The 23,405-nt window shown below is 63.1% G+C and carries 19 protein-coding genes; 10 read left to right on the top strand and 9 right to left on the bottom strand.

Annotation, left to right across the window (positions count from 1 at the left end):
- Nucleotides 1-4: 4 nt before the first annotated feature.
- Complete coding sequence (locus OXT71_20700) at nt 5-502, top strand: VOC family protein (GenBank protein ID MDE2928811.1); 498 nt, start codon at nt 5-7, stop codon at nt 500-502.
- 98 nt (nt 503-600) lie between these two features.
- Nucleotides 601-1,596 carry a DUF1080 domain-containing protein gene (locus tag OXT71_20695; protein MDE2928810.1) on the top strand — a complete coding sequence of 332 codons (996 nt, stop codon included), beginning with the start codon at nt 601-603 and terminating at the stop codon, nt 1,594-1,596.
- 42 nt (nt 1,597-1,638) lie between these two features.
- Here OXT71_20695 and OXT71_20690 read toward each other — a convergent pair whose 3' ends face one another.
- The gene (locus OXT71_20690; GenBank protein MDE2928809.1) at nt 1,639-2,751 is read right to left on the bottom strand and encodes a mannonate dehydratase; all 1,113 of its coding nucleotides are present in this window, start codon (nt 2,749-2,751) and stop codon (nt 1,639-1,641) included.
- A gap of 505 nt (nt 2,752-3,256) precedes the next feature.
- On the opposite strand from OXT71_20690, the gene OXT71_20685 reads away from it, so the two are divergent.
- Both OXT71_20685 and OXT71_20680 read left to right on the top strand, forming a co-directional pair.
- A complete protein-coding gene (locus OXT71_20685) occupies nt 3,257-4,201 on the top strand; it encodes a hypothetical protein (GenBank protein MDE2928808.1) in 945 nt (314 codons plus the stop codon).
- A gap of 8 nt (nt 4,202-4,209) precedes the next feature.
- Nucleotides 4,210-4,677, top strand: a complete 468-nt coding sequence (locus OXT71_20680) for a PIN domain-containing protein (GenBank protein ID MDE2928807.1) — start codon at nt 4,210-4,212, stop codon at nt 4,675-4,677.
- A gap of 63 nt (nt 4,678-4,740) precedes the next feature.
- Here OXT71_20680 and OXT71_20675 read toward each other — a convergent pair whose 3' ends face one another.
- A complete protein-coding gene (locus OXT71_20675) occupies nt 4,741-6,576 on the bottom strand; it encodes a carbamoyltransferase (protein ID MDE2928806.1) in 1,836 nt (611 codons plus the stop codon).
- A gap of 156 nt (nt 6,577-6,732) precedes the next feature.
- Between OXT71_20675 and OXT71_20670 the strand changes: the two genes are divergently transcribed.
- Complete coding sequence (locus OXT71_20670) at nt 6,733-7,719, top strand: LLM class flavin-dependent oxidoreductase (GenBank protein MDE2928805.1); 987 nt, start codon at nt 6,733-6,735, stop codon at nt 7,717-7,719.
- 21 nt (nt 7,720-7,740) lie between these two features.
- Here OXT71_20670 and OXT71_20665 read toward each other — a convergent pair whose 3' ends face one another.
- Nucleotides 7,741-9,237, bottom strand: a complete 1,497-nt coding sequence (locus tag OXT71_20665; protein MDE2928804.1) for a sialate O-acetylesterase — start codon at nt 9,235-9,237, stop codon at nt 7,741-7,743.
- A 370-nt stretch (nt 9,238-9,607) separates the two neighbouring features.
- On the opposite strand from OXT71_20665, the gene OXT71_20660 reads away from it, so the two are divergent.
- The 5 genes from OXT71_20660 (at nt 9,608) to OXT71_20640 (ending at nt 14,508) form a co-directional block, all read left to right on the top strand.
- On the top strand, nt 9,608-10,855 hold the full coding sequence (locus OXT71_20660) for a Fic family protein (protein ID MDE2928803.1): 1,248 nt from the start codon (nt 9,608-9,610) through the stop codon (nt 10,853-10,855).
- A gap of 167 nt (nt 10,856-11,022) precedes the next feature.
- Nucleotides 11,023-12,267, top strand: coding sequence for an Nramp family divalent metal transporter (locus OXT71_20655; protein MDE2928802.1), 1,245 nt, complete (start codon nt 11,023-11,025; stop codon nt 12,265-12,267).
- Between the two features lie 49 nt (nt 12,268-12,316).
- Entirely contained in the window at nt 12,317-12,694 is a 378-nt protein-coding gene (locus tag OXT71_20650; GenBank protein MDE2928801.1) for a hypothetical protein, read from the top strand.
- A gap of 204 nt (nt 12,695-12,898) precedes the next feature.
- Nucleotides 12,899-14,158 carry a metallophosphoesterase gene (locus tag OXT71_20645; protein ID MDE2928800.1) on the top strand — a complete coding sequence of 420 codons (1,260 nt, stop codon included), beginning with the start codon at nt 12,899-12,901 and terminating at the stop codon, nt 14,156-14,158.
- A gap of 131 nt (nt 14,159-14,289) precedes the next feature.
- Nucleotides 14,290-14,508, top strand: a complete 219-nt coding sequence (locus tag OXT71_20640; GenBank protein MDE2928799.1) for a type II toxin-antitoxin system PrlF family antitoxin — start codon at nt 14,290-14,292, stop codon at nt 14,506-14,508.
- Between the two features lie 68 nt (nt 14,509-14,576).
- On the opposite strand, the gene OXT71_20635 is transcribed toward OXT71_20640, so the two are convergent.
- From OXT71_20635 to OXT71_20610, 6 genes are all read right to left on the bottom strand, one after another.
- A complete protein-coding gene (locus OXT71_20635; protein ID MDE2928798.1) occupies nt 14,577-15,590 on the bottom strand; it encodes a malate dehydrogenase in 1,014 nt (337 codons plus the stop codon).
- A 160-nt stretch (nt 15,591-15,750) separates the two neighbouring features.
- Nucleotides 15,751-17,592, bottom strand: a complete 1,842-nt coding sequence (locus OXT71_20630) for a sulfatase-like hydrolase/transferase (GenBank protein ID MDE2928797.1) — start codon at nt 17,590-17,592, stop codon at nt 15,751-15,753.
- A gap of 84 nt (nt 17,593-17,676) precedes the next feature.
- Nucleotides 17,677-19,302 carry a GWxTD domain-containing protein gene (locus tag OXT71_20625; GenBank protein MDE2928796.1) on the bottom strand — a complete coding sequence of 542 codons (1,626 nt, stop codon included), beginning with the start codon at nt 19,300-19,302 and terminating at the stop codon, nt 17,677-17,679.
- 145 nt (nt 19,303-19,447) lie between these two features.
- Nucleotides 19,448-21,292: a tetratricopeptide repeat protein gene (locus OXT71_20620; GenBank protein ID MDE2928795.1), complete on the bottom strand. Its 1,845-nt coding sequence runs from the start codon at nt 21,290-21,292 to the stop codon at nt 19,448-19,450.
- A complete protein-coding gene (locus OXT71_20615; protein ID MDE2928794.1) occupies nt 21,289-22,416 on the bottom strand; it encodes a sialidase family protein in 1,128 nt (375 codons plus the stop codon). The genes OXT71_20620 and OXT71_20615 overlap by 4 nt, the downstream gene beginning before the upstream one ends.
- Nucleotides 22,413-23,390: a threonine/serine dehydratase gene (locus OXT71_20610; protein MDE2928793.1), complete on the bottom strand. Its 978-nt coding sequence runs from the start codon at nt 23,388-23,390 to the stop codon at nt 22,413-22,415. The genes OXT71_20615 and OXT71_20610 overlap by 4 nt, the downstream gene beginning before the upstream one ends.
- Nucleotides 23,391-23,405 lie beyond the last annotated feature (15 nt).

Raw genomic sequence — 23,405 nt, 5'->3', positions numbered from 1 at the left:
AGGGTTGGATAACCTCGATGCCCTGTCAGCGCCCAACGACAACTGCCGTGAACAGGAGGACGCTTCCATGGCCGTGAATCCGATCCCCGATGGCTTCCACACGGTGACGCCGTACATGGTCGTCGCCGATGTCGACGAGTTTCTCGATTTCCTCAAGGCGGCTTTCGGCGCTACTGAGACGGAGAGTGTCCCCGGTCAGGACGGGAAGACGGGGCACGCGGAGGCGCGCATCGGCGATTCGTACGTGATGATGGGCCGGGCGCAGGACCAGTTCACAGCGCTTCCCTGCATGCTCTACCTCTACGTGCCCGACACCGACGCCACCTACGCCCAGGCGTTGGCGGCCGGGGCGAAGTCCAGGCAGGAGCCGGCGGACATGTTCTACGGAGACCGCAACGCCATCGTCCAGGACCCGGACGGAAACATTTGGTGCATCGCCACTCACCAGGAGGATCTGACTCCGGAGGAGTTGGCCGAGCGGGCCAAGGAGTCCATGCGGTGACGCCCGGAACGCGGGTTCTACGGGCACGGCGCCACCTCCTCCTTGCATTGGTTTTCGCGTTCGGCTGGACAACCTCCGGGAATCATTCCTCGACCGGCATGGCGTCGGAGCTCCCCTCGTTCACGGATCCGGCCGAGGCGGGACCTGACTTCCAGGTTCAGGGGGAATACGCCGGCAACGTGGGCTCCGACTTTCCCGTCGGGGTTCAGGTGATCGCCCTGGGGAACCGCGAGTTCCAGGGGGTGGTCTATACCGGGGGTCTTCCGGGGGCGGGCTGGGACGAGAGCACCGTCTCCCACATCGGGGGCAGGACCCGGGAGGACGGCCGGACCATTTTCCACGGCATTCACGGCGAACGGCTCAACTTCGGCAGTTCCAACTTCCGGGGCTTTATCCGGGACGGTGTCTTCACCGGCGAGGCCCACAACTTTCACGGCCGGGCGGACAGTGTTGGATTCCGTCTGAAGAAGGTGCTTCGCAAATCCCCGACGCTAGGCGCCGAGCCGCCCGCCGGAGCCATCGTGCTGTTCGACGGGACCGGCGTCCAGGAGTGGAAAGAGGGCCGCCTCGTCGAAAACGGCCTGCTGGACGTGGGCACCACTTCCAAGCGGAAGTTCGGAAGCGTCCGGATCCACCTGGAGTTCCGCTGCCCCTTCATGCCGACGGCGCGGGGCATGAAGCGGGGCAACAGCGGCGTCTACGTCAAGCGGGAATGGGAGGTGCAGATCGTCGATTCCTTCGGCTGGCACCACGAAAACCGCAAGTTCGAGCGCCTGTCCAAATTCGGAAGGGCCGGAGGCATCCACGAAATGGTGGGGCCCCGGATCAACATGTCGTTCCCGCCGCTCTCGTGGCAGACCTACGACATCGAATTCACCCTGGCCAGGTTCGACACAGCGGGGGAAAAGGTCTCCCCGGCGACGATGACGGTCCGGCACAACGGAGTGTTGATCCACGACCAGGTCGTCCTGCCGCGGCTGCCACCCGAATCGGACGGACTCAAATTCAAGGAAGGCGAACCGGGCCCCATCTATTTGCAGGACCACGGCAACCCGGTGCGTTATCGAAACATCTGGGTCGTGGAAAAGGATTGACCTCCCGCCGTCGGGTCGAAGTCCCAAACACAGATCCGGATCTCACACCCTCTCGCCGTAGGCGGCGGCGATCAGAGCCTTGATGTAGGCGATGGCCCAGGCATAGGAGATCAGGTCGCCCTTCTTTTCGGCCGTGAAACCGGGGACGTGGTCCGGCTCCAGCGTCCACTCGTAGCCCACGTCCCGGAGCACCTGGACCACCTTCCACATGTCCAGATCCCCTTCGTCCAGGAAGACCTCGTCGTAGTTGGGTACGGTCCCGCGGACGGCTCGGAAATCGATGTCGAAGATCTTCTTCTGGCCCCCGAAATAGCGGATCAGGTCGATGACGTCGGCTCCGGACTCCTGCATCGTCCCCAGGCAGAGGAGGATGCCGTTGTATCTGCTGGGAACGATGTTGATGAGCCGGTCCAGGCCCTCCTTGCTGTTGAGGACCTGGGAGACTCCCCAGTAGCGGGCCGACGGCGGGTCGTCGGGATGGCAGGCCACGTGGACCCGGGCTTCGGACGCCACCGGGATGCAGTGTTCCTGAAAGCGGGTGATCCGCTCCCACAACTGGTCGGAGGAGATGGAGCCGGCCGGCCGGCCGTGCTCCTCGGTTCCCGTCCCGTCGAACCGGTACATCCGGTACCCGCCCCGGCCCTCAAGAACGTGCCGGTAACCGGGCAGCGGAAGCTTGAAGACGTCCCGGGTGACCCGGGAGAGCAGGAGGCTGTGTTCCAGAATCGGAATCCCCGCTTTCCCCATGTTCTCGATGGTCCGGGAGATCTTCTCCAGTTCCTGCTTCCATCCGGGACGGCCCAGGAGCAGGTTGGCGGTGTCCACCTTGCGGAGATAGATGGCGTTGATCTTGATTCCCACACCCTCGGCGCGCCGCTTGACCCGCAGCAGCTCGTCCAAGTCTATTTCACCGTCCCGCACGTAGCCGGGCAGCCACCTGGAGGCGATTCGGATATCCCGGATTCCCATCTGCCGCATGTGGCGCAGGGCCGCCTTGGACAGAGGCGAAGGGTCCCTCCCGACGGCGCGCGGAAAGGCGGTGACCCGCATGCGCCGGGTCTCAGAACCGGCGGACACGGTTCGCTCCATTCCCGCTTTATGAATTACCCCCGCAGCCGCAGCCGTTCGGACGAAGTTCCTTCTGTTGACTTTCATGATTCTCCCTTCCGAATGATCCTCTCCAAGTCCGATTCACTCCCGAACGAAGCCTCAAACGGGAGTCGGTTGCAAGAGAAACGAGCGATGCCGTCAACCACCTTTGAGTTCTTCTCCCGCGTTGTGTCTTACAATGTAACGCATGCAGCAACGACTGACCGTGCGTATTCCCGACGATCTGAGTGAAGGAATAGCACTTGCTTCCCGGAACCTGGGTCTCAGCCCCTCGGAAATAATAAGGACAGCGTTACGCCAATTCCTCCATATCAGCCCCGGAGCCCTCGATTCGGCCCAACAGGTCAGCGACCTCTTGGGTTCTCTCGACTCCGGAATCCCCGATTTGGCGACACGACACCGAGAGTACATCTTGGAATCTCTTCGGATTCGCGTGTGATTCGCTGCTGGATTCGGTAGTCCTGGCTCCCTGCCTGACCACCGGCAGCAGTGCCACATGAGGGTTATACTGACCCAAAAAACCGGTTCACCGGGGAAAGGAGAGCTTGCAGTGAACACGCAACGGTATCAATTGCGCCTCAGCGGCCTCCCGGAACCTACCGGGCAGATCAAGGCGGCAAGCCTATGCCGTATTCTGGATGCTCTACTGCAAACGGGGGAACGAGCCACGCGTTTGATCGTAACCGGGCAGAGCAGTGGGAGGGGGCGAAAACCCAAATGGCTTCGGGCAAGCGCCAATTTTACGGTTACCGGATTGAACTCCGGCTCGACGATTCTCGAAATCGAGGCGCCTCGATTTCGTGAGACGGCCTATGGCGAGCTTTCCCAACAGGAATTGTGGCATGACAAGCCGAGTCTCGATGACACTTCGCTCGACATGGCGGCACGCGCAATCGAAGAAGCTACGTCTGCCGAATCCCCGGGTGACCATTTCGACTCGGACGTCCTGAAAGCAATTCTCAAATTCAACTCAGCCGCAGGCACTCCTGGTATTCGCTACGAGTTGATTCCACAGGGTTCGACAGGCTCGGGATTCGTGCTGGATGAGCATGTCTGCACGCAGGTATCCGAGCGGTTAAGGAGTATTCCACCACCCAGGTCGTTCATCGTGACCGGCAGACTGGACGAAATTAGATATGGTGGTGGCCGTTTTCGCCTGTTGCTCGGCCGGAACGGCCAACTCCTTGGAAAGTTGCACCCAGACTTGCTGGACACAGAGGTCCTGCGTCCGCTTTGGGGAAATCCGACTACCGTGGAGGGGCTTGTTCACTTTAAAGCGAACGGAGAGGCGCGATGGATCGAGGCGCGTCGGATGAGTGGCCGTGCTGAAGGAGACAGAGTGTTCGAAGAGAGCCCTTCGGGTAAAGGTGGCGAGTCGCTGGGCCCGGTTACGGCTCAGCGAAAACGCAATGTTCGATCCACCGATCCCATGATCCTCGCGGGAGCGTGGCCGGGCGACGAGCCCATCGATGAACTCCTGTCCCAACTCGATTGATCCGTTCAATGAATCGACGGTACCTGTTGGATACGGGCACGTTGCTGGGTTTCGTTCGAGAAGCGCCATGGGCAATCCGGGCTCGTCAGATATTCGATCTGGGGAACAGGGAGACGATGGTTTTTACTTCCATCATCTGTCGGGGCGAGCTTCTTGCGCTGGCCGAAAAGAATGGCTGGGGCAAGAACAAACGGCTTCGACTGGAGCAAGTTTTGGAGGCTTTTCCTACGGTCGACATTAGCAACAGGCGAATTTTGAGTGCGTATGCCCTGATTGACGCCTGGACCCATGGGAAATCTGTGGCCGCTCCCGCGCAGACCCCTCCTCCACGACCGGCTATCCCATTGACACAAAACGATCTCTGGATTGCAGCGACTGCGCACGAAACCGGGGCGACGCTCCTGTCAACCGACAAAGACTTCGACCACCTGAACCGAATTTGGATTAGATTCGCCTACGTCGATCAGCGCCAATAAGGTCCGTGGGTTTCATGGAGAGGACACGGTTCAGCGTAAGGCCCGCCCACACGGCGGGAATGTCTAGTCCAGTTCGAACTGGGCCAAGTAGGCGCCGACTTCGTATTCGCGCGCCCGAGGCTGCCGGTCCTTGAGCAGGATGAAATTCTCCATGACCAGCACGTCCATGTTGGTGGACATGAAACAGCGGTAGGCCTGCTCCGGCGAACAGACGATGGGCTCGCCCCGGACGTTGAAACTGGTGTTGATGACCACGGGACATCCGGTCAGCCGGTCGAATTCCCGCAGCAGCCGGTAGTAGGCTCCGTGCCTCTCCGAGTCGACGGTCTGAACACGGGCCGAGTGGTCCACGTGGGTGATGGCCGGGACGACGGAGCGGGCGGCGCTGAGCTTGTCCAATCCGGTCAACTGCGCCTTTCCGTCCGAGGCCACTCTCTTGGAATCCTGCACCGGAGCCACCAATAGCATGTAGGGACTGTCTTCTTCGGGCCGCATCTGGAAATACTCGTCCACATGCTCCCGCATGACCGACGGCGCAAAGGGCCGGAAGGACTCCCGAAACTTGATCTTGAGGTTCATCACCGACTGCATTCGGCTGCTTCTGGCGTCTCCCAGGATGCTCCGGCATCCCAGGGCCCGGGGCCCGAATTCCATGCGCCCCTGCATCCACCCCACAACCTTCTGGTCAGCCATGACCCGGGCCACCCGCCGCACCAGCTCTTCGGGATCGTCGATCTGCTCGTAGTCGGCGCCCGCCGAGTCCAGGAAGGATCGGATCTCCGTCTCTGCATATGAGGGGCCCAGAAGCGAGCCTTCCTGGCCGTCGGGCGTCTGCGCACGGCGACGGTTGCCCAGCAACTGGTGCCAGATGAAGAGGGCCGTTCCCAGGGCGCCGCCGGCGTCTCCGGCCGCGGGCTGGACCCAGATCTCCCGGAAGGGTCCTTCCCGCAGTATCCGTCCGTTCGCCACGCAATTGAGGGCGACTCCGCCGGCCAGACAGAGGTTCGGCTGCCCGGTCCGGGCGTGGACGTGCCGGGCCATTCGCAGCAGGATCTCCTCCATGACCCGCTGGATGGAGGCGGCCAGGTCCATCTCCCGCTGCGTCAGCGGCGTCTCGGGCTGACGGGGCGCTCCGCCGAAGAGCCGCTCGAACTTGCGGGAGGTCATGGTCAGGCCCTGGCAGTAATTGAAATAGGACATGTCCATGCGGAAGGAGCCGTCCTCCTTCAGGTCGATGATCCGCCGGAGAATCAGGTCCATGTACCGGGGCTCGCCGTAGGGCGCCAACCCCATGAGCTTGTACTCCCCCGAGTTCACCCGGAACCCGCAAAAATAGGTGAAAGCGGAATAGAGAAGACCCGGAGAATGGGGAAAGCGAAGCTCGTGGGTCAGCCGGATCCGGTTATCCTTTCCGGTGCCGTAGGCGGCGGTGGCCCACTCCCCCACCCCGTCCACGGTCAGGATTGCGGCGTTCCGGAAGGGTGAGGGAAAGAAGGCGCTGGCCGCGTGGGACTCGTGATGCTCGGTGAAGACGAACCGCTTGCGGTAGGCCCCGCCGAGCCCCCGGGTCATCTGTCCCGGGAGATGAAGCTTCTCCCGGAGCCAGACCGGCATCGCCTTCACGAACGAGGAGAATCCCCTGGGCGCATAGGCGAGGTAGGTCTCCAGCAGCCTTTCGAACTTCATCAAGGGCTTGTCGTAGAAGCCCACGTAATCAAGCTCGCCCGGCGTGAGACCGGCTTCCTCCAGACAGTACTCGATGGCCTGCGCGGGGAAGGAGGCGTCATGCTTCTTCCGGCTGAAACGCTCCTCCTGGGCCGCCGCCACGATCTCGCCGTCCCGGACCAGAGCCGCGGCCGAGTCGTGATAAAACGCCGAGATTCCCAATATCGCCGTCACTGTCTGCCTCGTGGCCCTCGGATGGGAGCCCGGACCAAAGGAGTCCCAAGCCGTCAGGATACCCTCCTGATCTCCCCTTCAGTAGAATAGCGGCCCATTGCTTCCCCGGCATCCCCGATGCCGGTGCGGAGAGCGCAGACTGCGAACAGGGCGTGTATGAACTTCGGAATCATTCTCGGACAGACCTTCACCGACTCCGGACAGGCCAGCTTCGACCAACTCCGGGAAAGGGTCCAGGTGGCCGAGGAGTTGGGATTCGACTTGGTCTGCCTGGGCGACCGGCATCTCTGGCCCTCCGGCTTCCATGAGATGCTCACGACCCTGGCCGCGCTGGCTCCGGTCACCCGCCGGATTCAGCTCTGCTCCAGCGGATTCATCCTTCCCATCTACAACCCGATCCTGCTGGCCGAGCAGGCGGCGCACGTGGACGTGATCTCGGGCGGCCGTCTCATCTTCGGTCTGGTTCTGGGTTACCGGGAGGAGGAACTGGCCATCTCAGAGGTCCTGCTGCGCCAACGGCGGGGCCGGTTCCTGGAGAACCTGGAGGTGATCTCCCGGCTCTGGGCCGGCGAGTCGGTCACCTTCCAGGGCAAATACTTCCGCTGTCGAGACGTCCGCATCGGTCCGCTGCCGGTCCGGAAACCCCGGCCTCCCATCTGGATCGGCGGGACGGCCGATGTGGTGGTCCGCCGCTCGGCCCGGCTGGCGGACGGCTGGTTGCCCAGCGCCAGTCTCGGCCGGCGGGAACTGAGGGAAAAGATCCGGGTCTATCGAAACGCCCTGGATGAGTTCCGCAAGCAGGGAACGCTGGTGGTGGCCCGCCTGGGATTCGTGGCCAAGACGCGGGCCCGGGCACGAGCGTTGGTGGAGAAACCGCTGCTCGAGCAATACCGGCGCTATTCCGGCTGGATGAAGGACACTCCGGAGGGAAGGCGATACAAGTACGGCCAACTGGACGATTTCCGGGACCGGCTCATCCTGGGGACACCCGGAGAGTGCATCGACCAGGTGGCCGCCTATCGTGACATGGGCGCCGACACCCTTGTCTACCATTGCCAGCACCAAGGCATCTCGCAGCGGGACATGCTGGAGTCCATGGAGCTCTTCGCGACCCGGGTCATGCCGGCCTTCTCAAGCGGTTGATCCGCGTTTGTCCGGACCGGACTATTCCCAATCGTCGCTGCGGAAGGGCGAGGCGGGAAGTCCCTCGGCGTTGTAGAGATTGCAGACGGGGCTGTCGCTCCAGCCGTAGCGGACGGCAACGGCCCGCTCCACTTCCGGGCTGGAAACCAAGACGGTCCCGGCATCGATCCGGGCGGACGCCGGCACGAAGCGCCGGTCGGCTCCGGCCACCTCGAAGCCGGTCAAATCGCCCCCCCGGCTCTCGAGCCCGCCTCCCACGTGATCGAACCAGATTCGCAGTCCGGTTTCCTCCGGGTTGACCCGGCGAAAGACGGGCCCCGAGTAGACCAGGTCCTCGCCGTGGGCCAACGCGCGCGCCGCCAGAGCCAGGCGCTTGCCCACGTCCTGCTTGTTCTTGGGATGGATGTCTTCCGGGTTGCCGATATCGATGGTGACCGCCATGCCCGTGTTCCTGACGCTCAGCGTCATGAGCTGGGCTTCCCTGAGCTCGGGCCATTCGCTGCCTTCGGGCGTTTTGCGGTAGTTGGCCAACTGGACGAAGAGGAAGGGGAACGGACCTGTTTTCCAGTGTGTTCTCCAGTTTTGGATCAACGCCGGGAAAAGAGAGCGATAGAGATGGGCCTCCGCGAAATGACCATTGTTCTCCCCCTGGTACCAAATGGCGCCGCGGACGGCATAGGGCACGAGTGGCGAGATCATGGCGTTGAAGAGACCTCCAGGCGTCCACGGATGGCCGGGGCCCAGGGGGCGGCGCGGCCGGCGAGGCACAGGTTCGCCTTTTTTCTTTGCGGCCGCGGCCTTCCGTTCCCAGCGGGCGACCTCCGCCAGATGCTCCTTCTGACGTTCCGGATATTCGGCCAGCACTTGTTCCCACTTCTCCAAAGCCAGGGTCAGAGCGGGATCGGACTCGAGGTGAGGCCGGCTGACCCAGGCCTGTGCCGGGGTCCCTCCCCACGCCGTCTGGATCACGCCGACGGGGTGACCCAGCTTCCGGTGAAGATGGCGGGCGAAGTAGTAACCGACGGCCGAAAAATGCTCGACCGACTCTGGAGAACAGGGATGCCATGCGCCCTCCACGTCCTCCAGCGGCTCGTCGGCCACGTTGCGGGCAACCTTGAAGAGGCGGATCCTGGGAAAGTTGGCCTGGGCGATCTCCTGATCCGGATTCCTGGAACGCCGGACCGACCAGTCCATGTTGGACTGCCCCGAAGCCACCCAGACGTCCCCCACCAGGACATCTTCGATTACGATGGCATTGGTCCCCCGGACCTCCAGACGAAAGGGGCCACCGGCTTCCGAGGGGGCCAGGAACACTTCCCAGTCTCCCGATTCCCCCGGCAACGGCGGATTCGCCGCGTAACTCCGGCCCCGGAAGCGGACGTGGACGGTTTCATCGGGACCAGCCCAACCCCAGATCCGTACCGGAACCTTCTGCTGCAGGAGCATGTGGTCCGAGATCACGGCCGGCAACCGAACCTCGGCCTGAACCGGCCCGGCGGAAGCCAGCAACGACGCCACTGCAATTCCGACAAGTCTCCATGAGTGCGGGAGTACCACTTCACACCTCCTGACACGTCAGGTTACTGGTCGAGACGGTAAACGTCGAGGGTCTCCAACCTCGGCCTAAGGCAGGGAGGCTGAGCACAAGTTGGGATTGAATGGGGACATTTCAACTGCTGAGTCTTCCCGCGATGCCGCGAGGGTCTCAGAACGGTCATCAGGAAGGTATTGCTCGGTATGCGGACTCGATTCCGAAGAGACCGTGGAAACGAGAGCGAAATGAACTGGAAATGAGACGGAAATGAATGTACGATTTAAAGGTATAAATCACTCATAATATTCATGATCCAAATAAATGCATTTGAAATGAACTGGAAATGAGACGGAAATGACTGCCGATAATGTCAGTCGCTATGTGGTCCCCCAGCGATGGGTGCACTACGATCCCCCTGCCGTCTTCCACCGGCTGGTCGAGGCCAAGACCGGCGGCGGCGTCCTAAATCAGATGCCATATCTACCTCAGTGGATTGAGGAGGCGCACGCGGAGCAGTTGCGATTGGAAGCGGCCGGCACATCGCGCATTGAAGGCGCCGAGTTCACGCAACGCGAACAGGACGAAGCTCTCGCCGCCACCCTGACTGCGACGACTAGATTGACCCGTTCCCAGCGTCAACTTCGCGCCGCTGACGCCACCTACCGCTGGCTGCGTTCAAGACCTGCCGAACAGCCGGTCAGCGCCGATTTCATCCGGGAAATCCAGCGGCGCATCGTGACCGGATGCGACGATGATCATTGCGAACCGGGCCGGACACGTCCTGACGCGTGGAACGTCACCTTCGGGACGCCACGCTGCCGGGGTGCCGAGGGCGGCCGTGAATGCAGCGAGGCCTTCGAAGGCCTCGCTGCCGCCATCGCCGGAGAGTTCCAGCGTCACGACCGTCTCATTCAGGCTATTGCCGCTCACTACCACATCGGCGCCATGCACCCCTTCGGCGACGGAAACGGCCGCACCGCCCGCGCCTTGGAAGCATTCATGCTGCGGCGGGCCGGGGTCAACGACGTGATCATGGTCAGCCTGTCCAACTACTACTACGAACACAAAGACGAGTACTTGACCGCTCTGTACGAAACCCGCGAAAACGGACACGATCTGACGCCGTTTCTGAAGTTTGCGCTGCCGGCGGTGGCCGAGAGATGCAACGTGGTTGCCGAGGCCATCGCCACCAATCATCGCCGAGTGCTGTTCCGGGAATTCGCCAGATCGTTGTTTGGGAAACTACGAAGTCCCCGCCGGCGCGTGCTGGCCCAGAGGCAACTGCAGATCCTGGAGATTCTATTGGACGTTGGGCCCTCCACTGGGTATGAGCTAGGACAGCGTATTGGAGGGCTCTACAAAGATCTTAAACATCCCCGTCGTGCGGCGACGCGGGACCTGATCGGTCTACTTGAAATGTCCGCCGTCGCGATAGAAGACAAACATATCTCGCCCAACCTCGATTGGCCGCGAGAATCTTCGGAATCGGAATTGCTGGACAGATATGAGAATCTCCCGTCTGCCGTAACGGCTTCTCATCCAGCGATGGCCCAATTGTCTCAGCTCTTTGGCCGACGTGGAATGCGAAAGCGATATTCGTAAACTTCGTGTCGGTTTCTCCCCCCTCTTCGGAGCTCAGTCCGAGTCCGACCGGAAGGAGTAGAGGTCGGCGCCGGTGAGGTGATAGCCCAGACGGCCCCCTTCTGATTGGTTGGAGATCCAAGGTAGCGAACGGCGGCTGGCTCCAGCAGACTAGTGTGGGACACAAGATGAGAAATCCGCTTGCCATATTGGGACCCGGATTGCTGGTGGCGGCCACCGGCGTGGGCGCCGGAGACTTGGCCACCGCCGGTTTCGCCGGATCGAAGCTGGGGGTCGCTATCCTCTGGGCTGTCCTGGCCGGCAGTTTCTTCAAGTTCGTCCTCAGCGAGGGGATCACGCGCTGGCAACTGGCCACCGGACACACCCTCCTGGAAGGCGCCGTGGATCGCCTGGGCCGGCCCGTCCAATACCTCTTCCTGGGATACCTGGTGGTCTGGAGTTTCCTGGTGGCGGCGGCGCTGATGAGCGCCTGCGGCGTGGCTTCCCATGCCCTCCTGCCCCTTCATTCCGATCCGGCCACGGGCAAGATCTTCCACGGGATCGTGTGGAGCCTGGTCGGAGTCCTGATGGTCCGCTTGGGAGGCTACCGGCTCTTCGAAAAGGTCATGCGGGTCTGCATCGGCCTGATGTTCTGCACGGTCGTGGTTTCCGCCGGCCGCCTGGCACCGGATTGGGGGGACGTCATCGCCGGCCTGGTGTGGCCCGCTATCCCCGAATCGAGCGGCCAGGGCCTGGGATGGACGCTGGCCCTCATGGGGGGCGTGGGCGGTACGGTCACCATTCTCTGCTACGGCTACTGGATCCAGGAGGAGGGGCGGCGCGGCGTGAAGGATCTCACAATCTGCCGGCTCGATCTGGCCGCCGCCTACGTCGTAACGGCCCTGTTCGGCTTGGCCATGGTGATCATCGGCAGCCAGGTCGAGGTACAGGGCGGCGGCGCCACGCTGCTGATTCGCCTGGCTGAGCGTCTGTCGGAGTCTCTGGGTCCATTGGGGGGCTGGGCGTTCCTGTTGGGAGCCTGGGGAGCCATCTTCAGCAGTCTCCTGGGGGCGTGGCAGAGCATTCCCTACTTGTTCACCGACCTGACCTCGCTGATGGGTAACCGGGGATCAGGCAAGAGCCGGCGTGTGGACCCCGACTCCAGGATCTACCGGGGTTTCATGTACGCCATGGCCACGATTCCGATGGTGGGCCTGTGGGTCGGGTTCGCCCGGATGCAGAAAACCTATGCCATCGTCGGCGTGCTCTTCGTCCCCATGCTGGCGGCCGCGTTGCTGCGCATGAACGGCAAGTCCGGATGGATCGGCAGCCGTTACCGGAACCGGCCCTGGACCTCAATAGTGCTGGCCTCGATCCTCGTTTTCTTCCTGCTGGCAGGATTCTTGGGCGTCGAAGCGGCCCTCAGGCGGTAGCCGGAGACCGGGCCGAATGCCGTGACGACTTCCGCTGCGGACTGTTACCATGAGCCGCATGGAAGCTCCTTTCACGATGACGTTCGACGCTTTCTGGAGATGGCTCAACGCCCATCCCAACTGCATCTTGAGGGCGGGAACGATGAACGCCGTCCTCTACGACGACGAGGACCTCCACTGGCATTTCGCCAGCGAGCCGGACGGCACTCTGCTGGTTCAGGTCCTCCGGGGCAAGCTCCTATTGGGAGAACTCTTCATCAAGTCCGAGGAGATTGGCTACGTCCAAGCGGTGGCCAGTGAGAGCAACGAGGAAAACCTCTTCGAGTTGGTCATCGAGTCGGACCTGGGCCAGAGCCCTTCGTATTTCTTCGTCCTGACCCATGGGTTCGAGGAGGAGAAAGCCTTCTCACCCGGCCGGGTCCACTGAACCTGGCCACTCACGCCTTATTTCTGGAGCGTTTTCGAGTCCACGTCCGAACTGTTCCTCAACCCATGAGATAACCCTGTGGATTTGCTTTCTCCCACAATCGCTGCCCTCACCCCGCGCGACGGAGCTGGCCATCAGTTCGTCTGCTACGCGGACAGCTGCTCCGGCGTGGCGGGAAAACCGGAGGAGGCCAACTTTGCAAGGGTGAACGCCGTCCTTGCTCGCCTTCGCCCCCAGCCTCAATTCATCTGCTTTCCGGGTGACGAGATCATCGGTCTCTCCACTGATGAAGAGACTTTGAGAAACCAATGGCGGCACTGGTTCGAGCGGGAAATGCACTGGCTGGACAGGACCAGGATCCCGCTCTTTCACACCACGGGAAACCATACGGCCTACGATTCGGCAAGTGAGCGCGTGTTCAGGGAAATTCTGGCGCACCTGCCCCGCAACGGGCCACCGGGCCAGGAGGGACTGACCTATTTCGTACGCCGCGACGATCTGCTTCTCGTCTTCGTCAACACCCTCTGGTCCGGACACGGAGGCGAAGGGCGTGTGGAAACCACGTGGCTCGATCAAACCCTGTCGGACCATGCCGATGCACGGTACCGACTCGTGTTCGGCCATCATCCTGCCCATCCCGTCAAAGGGCATTTCGGTCCCCATGAGTTGGGAATCGTGCCAGAAGACGGCCGTGAATTCTGGGATGTACTGGTCCGACACCGAGTGTTTGCGTATGTATGCAGTCACCTTCTGACCTTCGACGTACAGGTTCACCAAGGTGTGCTTCAGGTATTGACCGGTGGAGCCGGCAGGACACGTGGGACCCTGCACTGCGTGCAGGCCACACTCGATTCAGACGGACTGCGCTACCAAGTCCTGGAAACTTCAGGCGAGATCAGAGCATGGTTGGAGTGGCCGCCACACCTGCCCCCTTCTGAGAGTTGGACGCCGTTCGGTCCTTCCAACGAAATTCAAGAACTACCCTGCGAAATTGAGGGCTCCGACTCAGCCGAGTTTATGATCGCGTGGCGCTTTTCGGGGATCATTGGCCCCTCCCGGGACGGGGAAGCGCAAACTCTGCTCAGTGGTTGGGATGACTGCCGGGTGCTGGCGCCGGTCTGGATTGGACTGCTTGGACACAAACGCCGTGTCGCCGTCCTTCTGAGCAAAGCTCCCGGCCGCAGTCCCAGCTACTGGCTTGGCCCGCCGCTTCCACCCAATGAACCTTTCACGGTTCAACTCGCCTTCCACACCGGCATGGGACCTGGTGGCGTTCTCTGGCGGAGAGACGACCGAGACTCATGGTCGACGCTGCCATCCGCTTCCTCACACGGACTGGAACGACTCCGGTGGCCGAACTGCTGGAGTACTGGCCACGGCCAGCGGGGCACTATGGATCGGCCTTTCCTCGGACGTGAGCTGCAAGTCACCTGGCACGCGCAAGCCCAGCAGCTTGCTCTGTGATTGACTTCCGATCTCCTCTCTTCCGCCCTGGGTCCGGTTCGCGGTGAGAGATAATGTCGTGGAGGGGTGACAGCAAGTAAGGAAGTTCCTTGCAATGGGAAAGTCCGACAGACCGGGCGGAGGTGCATTCCATGATCATCAGCAAGCTGACTTCCAAGGCCCAGACAACCATCCCGCTTCCGATCCGCACTTTGCTCGGGTTGCAGCCCGGGGACGAACTCCTGTACGAGATCATTGACGGACAAGTAATCCTCACCAAAGCGAGCCGGGACGCCACCACGGATGACCCGTTCCGGACCTTCGAGGAATGGCGATCCGAAGAGGACACCAAGGCCTATTCAGACCTTTGAGCAAGGTGACATCGTCAACGTTTCGTTCCCGTACACGGACGGCGCGACGCGTCAGTGCCGACAACTCTTCACACCAGATTCGGATTCACGTCCTTCCATTCGTCCAACGGCGGTAGCAGGCCGTCGGCGATGGTCTGGTCCCGGAGGTTCGTCAGGTGCTGGTAGGAATTCCTGAGCGCGGCCATGTCCGCGGCATCGCCCTCCGGCATCGAGTACTCCAGACCGTCGGGACCGAAGCGCGTGTCCATGGCCATCATGATGTGGCGGAATTCGCCCCGGTTGACGTAGGTGCCGCAGGGCCACGGGAACTCGTCGGCGCCCAGGCGGCCCCGGAGCATGGAGGTGCTCAGGTGGGCCGGAGACTGGAAGGAGGAGCGACCTCGCAGCTTGATGATGGCGGCGCCGCCCCCGCGGACCTGCTGCTGCAGATCGGTCCACTGGCCCGGGGTCAGGCCCTGCCCCTCGACGGTGGCGCCACCGAGGATCTCACCGAGCGGCGTCCCGGCGACGGCGATGCTGCCTTTGAACACGGCCATCTGCTCGCCGTGGCCACCGTAGGTGGCGCACCCGGTCACCTGGTCCTGGGCGACGGAGAAATGTTGGGCCAGCGCGCTCTGGAGACGCGTGCTGTCCAGCGCGGCCAGGGTGGAGACCGCCGATCCCGGCAGTCCCGAGTGAACCAGCGTGGTGAGACCGGTGATGTCGGCGGGATTGAAGATGACGACGGCCAGCTTGCAGGCCGGGCAATGGCGCTTGATCTGTTGGCCCAGGTTCCTGGCGATCTTGCAGTTGTCCTTGCGCAGGTCCTCCCGGGTCATCCCCTGCCGGCGGGGAGCGCCTCCCGCGGTGACGATGTAGGCGGCGTCCGCAAGAGCCTCCGCCTCGTCGATGGTCCAGGTCACCTGGGCTCCCGGGAACGAGCAGTGGTAGATCTCTTCGGCCGACCCCTTGAGCGGACCCTCCAAGGGGTCGTACATGGAGATCCGATTGGCGGTCCCGGTCTGCAGCAGCGACTGAACCAGGTTGGAGCCAATGGCGCCGGCGGCGCCCAGAACGGCGACTTTCTCGTTGGTCAGATACATTCGATTCCTACCTCCTCATGCACAGGGTGAAAGCTCGCGGTCGGACCGGCCGCGGCCACGATTTCAACGCGCAAAGGGTAGCCGCCGGAGGATTGCCGGTCAAGAACTTGATGATGTGGATTGAGAGAAAATCAGATTGCGGAATTGCCGCTGTCAGGGCTCAGCGTTTTCGCGCCGCTTCGGCGCGGCGGCGGGCCGATTCGGCTTTGGCGGTCCATCCTTTCTGGCCATACGCCTGGCTCAGGAAGTCGAGGGCGTCGGCAAAGTCGGGCCGGCGGGCGACCGCCTTCTCCAGTGCATTGATGGCGTCATCGATACGGCCGGTCAACTGGTAAGCCTTTCCCAGGGCGACCCGGGCCGTCACGTCGTCCGGGTCCAATTCCAGGGTCCGTTCCAAACCCGGAACGGCCGCCTCTGGGCGGCCTTGATTGAGGTAGGAGAGGGCGAGGTTATAGAGGGCCATGAGGTTGCCCGAGTCACGGCGGAGCACGGCCTGGAAGGCCTCGATGGCATCGCTGAACTGCCCCATCTGCACCGAGTTCAGGCCCAGGTAAAGGTGAGCGTCGATGAGGCCCTCCTCCTGGGCCACGACCTTCCTCAATTTGCTGTTGGATTCGATGAGCCGGCCTTCCTCGGAATCCTGGAACGCCTGCTGCAACAGCTCGTAGAGCGCGATCCGGTCCTTGGGGTCCGCCAGTCCCTCGGTGGACGGGAGCTTCGCCGTGCCCGAGGCGAAACCCAGGTACCCCAGACTCTTGAGGCGCTCGATGGTGGCCCGGTCCATCTGCTCCGGCTCGGGAGGCTCGTCGCGTCCGGCGGAGAACTTCTGGTACTCCCCTTCCAACGTCTCCTGCAGGTAAGCCGCCATGGAGGGCCGGTTCCCGATGATGTTCCGCCGCTCTCCCGTGTCGCTTGCCAAGTCGTAGAGCTCGGGCTTGGGCGCATCGATGTACTTGAAGCCGTTGGCCCGCATGGAGAAGAGCGGGCTCCACTGGAAATGGTAGTACGGATAGTAGGTCTCGCTGTAGGCGGCCAACTCCGGCTGGTTCCAACGCCCGCGGATCAGGGAGAGCAGACCCCTTCCCTGAATCTGGTCATCCACCCGCAGACCGGCCAGTTGGAGGATGGTCGGGACAATGTCCACGCCCCTGACCTGTTCCGGGATCACCTTGCCTTTCCAGGTCGAGCCGGCGACCTTGATGATGAGCGGAATGCGCACGGTGGCGTCGTAGAGGAACATGCCATGGCTCGACTCCCCGTGCTCCCCCAGACTTTCTCCGTGATCGCTGGTGAATACGAGGAGCGTCCGATCGTAGAGGCGAAGCTGTTTCAGATGCCGGATCAGATCGCCCATCAGCGAGTCGACGTAGGCGACCTCGCCGTCGTAGGGGCGAGTCCGGTAACGGTTTCCGAAGGGCTCGGGAGCCGAATACGGGGCGTGGGGATCGAAGAGGTGAATCCAGGCGAAGAACTTGCCGTCACCCCTGGCGGACAGCCAGTCCAGCGCCCGGTTCATCACTTCCCCGCCCCGCCGCTCTGGAAGACCCTGCTCCGGAAGATCCCAGTAGAGGTCGAATCCCTGATCGAGCCCCGTGCCGGCGTTGAGAACCGAGGAGCCGATGAAGGCCGCCGTCCCATAGCCCTCGGCACGCAGCCGCTCAGCCAAGGTCAGATGATGCGGCTTCAGGCTGAACCCGGCCTGGTCCCGGACCCCCGTGTGGTAGGGAAACGATCCGGTCAGGATGGAGCAGTGGGACGGGAGCGTGAGCGGCGACTGGGCGATGACCTGCTCGAACAGAAGGCCGTCCTCAGCGAGGGCGTTGACCGCCGGATTGGGAGTCCCGGCGTAGCCGTAGGATTCGAGCCGGTCGGCCCGAAGCGTGTCCACCGTGATCAAAATGATACCCGCGGGAGCGGCAGGGCGGCCCTGACCGGCAGAGAGCCTGGGCCACGGCACCAGCGCCGCCAGAGCGGCCGCGCTCGCCAGCAGCAGCGTCAGCACCCACGCTTGGGGTCGGGAAATCCGCTCCGGCAAACTGTTGATGAACGGGCGCATGCTTGAGCGGGGGACCAGTCGACCGCCCGGTCAGTTGGCCTCGACGCGGAAGTTGTCCTTGAGCAGCAGGCGGTTTTCCGAGATCAGGTCCGTCACCTCCATCTGGAACGAGTACTCCCCGGCCGCCAACGTCTGAAGGGGAAAGGCGAAGAAGGCATTGACCATCGAGTTGTTCTCGACCCGCCTCGGCTCCAGCTCCTTGGCCAGATCGTCGACCAGCGTTCCATCCTTGGAGACCACGCTGTAACGGAACCTTACATCCGCCGTCTGGGTCGCCATGTCCTGGGACAGATTGTGAACCTCGAGATAGACCCCCAGCCGGTCGGACGGAGTGAACCGGCCGTCGATGCTGGGGTAGACCTTCAATTCCTCGGTGACGACGAAGGGATCGACCAGCGATTCACCCGGCCGGACCGGCGCCGCCCGGTCCGCCAACACGATGGTTCCCCGGAGCTTCTCCGTCGGACCCGGCACCACGACCACGGTGTCCAAGGTTCCGGTCTTTTCCGATTTCACCTCCCGCACCACGAACTGGAGCTTGAAGCGGCCCCGCTTGACGGGAATCTTCCTTTGATAAAGGCGTTGGGCCATCCCGAGACCCGACGGTGCGGTGCGGAGCGTGGTGACCACATCGTCGTCGAACTCGTAGACCACCTTCCCGGTGAGGTCGGTCAGCCGCCCGTAGATGTGGGTTTCGGAACGCCAGATCTCTCCGGTCTCGGCGTAGTTTTCCGGGCTGACCTGGATCTTGGCCGTCACCAGCGCCAGGTTCAGGCTCTCGTGAACCGGGGTGATGTGAGCCACCACAGATACCGGAATCTGCTGGAACCGGACCCGGGTCTCCACCACCGTCCTCAGGTCGTCGAACCGGATCGTGGGCGGTTTCATGAGTTGGCTGTAACGGCTCAGGCGCTCCAGCGGCTGGTCCTGGATGCGCGTGCTGTGGATGTAAGGGTTGCCCGGATTGCCCAGGAAGCGCGCCCGGTTCATTTCCGCCCGGCTCACCAGCCCGAGTTGCTCGAAGGTGGTGGGGCCGATCCCCATCTCGAAGCCGACCTCCTTTTCCCACTGGTCCATGGCCAGCCGGAACTCGCCGCTGTTGAGACGGTCCACGAACTCCATCTCGATGTCCTGTCCCATCCCCTCGATATACCGGTACCACCAGATCTCGAAGGGAAAGGTGACCGCCGTGCCGCCTCCCTCGTAGAACTCCCGGGTATGGATCCCGCCGCTGGGGTTGCTCCGGATCTCGTCGGGGGGACCGAACTTGATGTAGATCTTCCCCCGATCCGACATCCAGCCGGGGAAACCCGCGGCAAAACGCTCGTTGGAGTACTTGATTCGCCGGTAATGCTCTTCCTTGAAGTCGTTGTAGGAAGTCCCCGGGGAGGGATCGCGCCGGACCCAGAACTGCTCGATGAACCGCTCCTTCTCCTCAGGCGTGACCAGCTTCTCGAAGACGGAACGCTCCTCCTTGGTGATGATGTAGACCACGTCTTCGTCGAGCCACTTCCTGAAGTAGTCCTGCTCCTCCTGCGCCTGTTTCGCCCGCTGATCGGCGTCCTCTTGCGACCCGGTCCGGAAACCGCCGGCCGCCAGACCCAGAAGGACCAAGACCGCTACGGGACCGCCTCTCCCTCTCAAGCTCGATGGCATCTGTCTCTTCCCCTCCGATCGGGCCTTTTTTGTGAACCCCCTGAATTCGTTCCCCTATGATATCAGCCCGCGGCAAGAATCGTCTCGGTGTCCGCCCGCCCCGCATCACGCCGAGCCGCCCGGACCCGGACGCGCCGCGGCGGTTTCAACCTCCCCTTCTCGTCAACTCCATCAGGACCAGTTCCCGGTTGCGCCGGGCATCGGGATAGTCGGGCCGGATCCGAATGGCCTCCGAGTAGTGGGAGATCGCTTCCCGAAGCCGTCCCAACGCCACCAGCGCATTGGCCAGGTTGTTGTGAGCTTCGGCGTACCCGGGCTTCAACTCCAAAGCCGAACGGTAGTGGGAGACCCCCTCCGCGGCGTCTCCTCTTCGGGTGAGTAGGTTTCCCAGGTTGTTTTGGGCCTCGGCGAAGTCGGGCCGCAGCCGCACGGCCTCCCGCGCATGCTCCAACGCTTCTTCGAGCCGGTTCTCCTCCACCAGGACGTTGGTCAGGTTGTGGTGCGCCTCGGAATAGGCCGGATCGAGTTCCAAGGCCTTTCGGAAGTGCCCGATCGCCTCCTCATGTCTTCCCACCTTGTCCAGGGCGTTCCCCAGGTTGTTGTGTGCGAAACCGTAGTCCGGTTCGATCTCCAGAGCCCGCTCATAGGCCTCCACCGCCTCCTGATGACGCCCCTGTTGGGCGAGACCGAAGCCCAGGTTGTAGTGGGCGTTGACCGATTGGGGATCGGTCCGGAGCCACTGGCGGCTGAAGGCCAGATTGTCGTGGAAGTAGGCGGACCGGTGGAAGCTGATGAATCCGGCGGCGCCGACCAGCAGGAGTCCCACTGCGGCAACGGTCCCGCCGGCCCGGCCGGACCGATCTCCCCGGGAAACCACCGCCGCGGCGACGGCGATGAGCGCCAGGGATGCCAGGAACAGGTAACGCTCGTCGTACTTGGCCTCCTGTTGGATGATGTTGGCGGTGGGCGCCAGGGTCACCAGGAACCAGCCCGACCAGAAGAGCAGAACGGGACGGCGCCGGGGCTCCAGGCGCAGGGCCAGGACCAGCAACCCGGCAACAGCAAGGCAAGACACGATCAAGCGGGGCCACGAGAGCCAGATCGGCAGAGTCGGTTCGTAGACCAGCTCGACGGAGGGAAGAAAGATCGTCTGAAAGGCGTAGCCCAGGCTGAACAGCGGACCGGTGATCTCGCCGAACGCGTATTCGGTTCCGCCAAAGAGCAGGTGGCGAATCCAGAAGTACCCCGCCAGGATCGGAAGCAGCGGCAGGTAACGGACGACCCACCGGCGGATATTCCAGCGGGGCGGGTCCGGCGTCATTCCGGCGAGGTCCGCCAGCACGAAGAGAGCGGGAATGACCACCGCCTGCTCCTTGCTGAAAAGGGCGCCGGTGAAAGCCACCAGCGAGAGTACCCGCCAGCCCCTGCCTCGCCGCAGATACGCGTAAACCGACAAGAGGGTCCAGAGCGAGGGCAACAGTGTCTCCCGGCCGGAGGCCGTGGGGTAGACACAGGAGGAGGCGATGGGATGCAGCGCGAAGAGCGCCGCTCCCAGGAGCGCCAGGGTCCTGGAAACCCCGAATACGGGGAGCCGAAGCAGGAAATAGACCACCACGGCGGCCAGGGCCATGAATGCGGCGTTCAGGAGGTGAAACGGCGCCGGATTGTCCCCGTGGAAGGTCTTCTGCAGCAGCAGAGTGGTCCGGGTGACGGGCCGGTAGTAGGGGAGGTTGGGGAAATGGCGTTCGCCGAAGATCCCGGCCACGTCGGCGAACGAGGCGGGCGCTTTCTGGTTGACGATCACCTCGTTGTCGTCGTAGACGAAATCGTTGGCCGCCGATGGGGCGTAGATCCCCAGCACCACCAGGAAGAGAAGCAGGGGGAACAGCCGGGAGGCGTCGAATCGGCTCGCCGGACGTGGCGGTTTCCGCCGCCGGGCGGCTCGGGACCGGGTTCGCCTGGATCGCCGGGCTCGCCGGGCCCGCCTCATCGGGGCGGGGACCAGATGACCGCTTTGGTGAAGGAGTTCTTCATGGCGACCCCTTTGTCTCCATAGGAGTCCCGTTCACCGTAGACGATGTAGTAGGCGGTGACGATCCTGCCGTCGGGCCTCTGGATGGAGACCGGATAGCCCAGGTCGCCGTGGTCGCCGTCCCACGCCAACAGGATCCTCTTCTTCGTGGACCAGGTCTCGCCCTCGTCCCGGCTGAACATGGCCTGGACCCCGTAGGGTTGATGGCGCACTCCGAAGGTCGCGAGAAGCCGCCCGTCGGCCAGCACCAGGAGATCCCCCGGATGTTCCGCCTTTTCGGTCAGACGGCGCGTTTCGCTCCAGGTCCGGCCTCCATCGGAGGAGAAGGAGAGGGAGGTCGAACCGCCCGTCGCGCGGAGGACTGCGACCAGCTTCCCGGAGGGCAGACGGGCGATGCAGAGCTCGTCGAAACGGGTGGCCACCGGGGCGTACTCGCCCCACGTCTTGCCGCCGTCCCGGGACCGCACCACCCAGGAGGTCGTTGGCGTCTTCCGGTCCCTGGGAAGCGCCGAACCGTATCCGGACAGGAGAACCGTCCCGTCCTCCAGCTCCACGGGCCGCCCGAAAGGGTAGAGCCAGTCGTGGGGCGTGGCTTCCAGCTTGACCGGTTCGGTCCAGGTGTGCCCGTTGTCGGAGGAGCGGATCACCCAGGTGTCGGCGCTCCATCCCTTTCCGGTGTAGCGCTCACCGGCCCAGGAATAGGAGACGATGCCGGCGATGACGGTGCCGTCCGAGAGGCGTCCCATGGCGTCGATGGCGTCGTCCCGTCCGGGAAGGTCGAACACGGTCACCGGCTTGCCCCAGGTGCGGCCGCCGTCGGTGGAGCGGACGAGGTCCACCCGGCCGGTCTTGCCCACGTGCGCGGCTCCCGCCTTCACCGAGACCAGCAGGTCGCCGTTCTTCAGGATCTCCATGCGCGGGAAATAGCCGCCCGGAGCCACCACCACCCGTTCCGCCTGCAACTCGTCCATGACGAAGGCCTCCTGGGCGAAGACCCCTCCCGCCAGGCACCCGGCGACTCCCAGGCAGACACCTCCCGCGCGCAGCCAGGCGCTTGGCGTTCGAACGGACCTGAACTTCATTTTGGACTCCTTCCATCCGAGAAAAGGCCGAGAGACCGGTTCATGATCTCCTGCCCCATGTTTCCCCCGCTCAAAACCAGGACCGTATTTCTCGGGGGAACCTTGCCTTCCAGAACCGCCGCCAGGGGAACGGCGCCGGAGGGTTCCACCACCAGTTTCTCCTCTCCCATGAGGTGGCCCACACTGTATAGGATCGAGTCTTCCTCCACTATCTCCACTTCGTCCACGTAGCGGAGAATCAGGGGGAAGGTCAGGCTTCCGGGCCGGGTGACGGTGAGGCCGTCCGCCACGGTTTCGGCCTGGTCCAGGGCCACCGGTTCCTTCTTCCGAAAGGAGAGGTACGTGGCGTTGGAGCCCCGGGGTTGAATCCCCCACACCTTGACCGCGGGTTTCCGTTCCTTGACGGCCATGGCGATTCCGCTGATGAGTCCTCCCCCGCTGATGGGAACCACGACGTTCTCCACCTGGTCCAGTTGCTCCAGTATCTCCAGTCCGGCGGTGCCGTTTCCGGCCACCGCGGCGGCGTGGTCGTAAGGATGGACCGTGCTTCGGTTCTCCTCCTCCCGGATCTGCCGGACGGTGCGGTCCCGGGCCTCGAAGCGGCTCTCGCAGAACACCACCTCTCCACCCCAACGGCGAGTACCCGCCACCTTGAGAGGGCTGGAACTCTCCATCATCACGATCTTGGCCGAGAGACCCAGCATCTTGGCGGCGTAGGCCACCGCCTGGGCGAAGTTCCCGGAGCTGGAGGTGACGATGCCCCGTTCCCGCTGTTCCTGGTCCAGTTGGACCATCTGGTTGTAGGCGGCCCGGATCTTGAAGGAGCCGGTCACCTGCAGGTTCTCGGCCTTGAAGTGGAGCCCGGGATCGAGCTTGGACTGCACCAGCGGAGTCACCCGGGCCACCTTCGCCAAGCGTCGCCGGGCCTCCAGGAACCGGGCCGGAAAGTCGGAACGCAGATTCTCACAAGTCATGTTCCCCGGCCCTTT

The sequence above is a fragment of the Acidobacteriota bacterium genome (assembly GCA_028874215.1).
Lineage (GTDB): Bacteria > Acidobacteriota > UBA6911 > RPQK01 > JAJDTT01 > JAJDTT01.
Note: the sequence above shows the minus strand (reverse complement) of the source record. Positions and strands in the feature narration are given on the sequence as shown.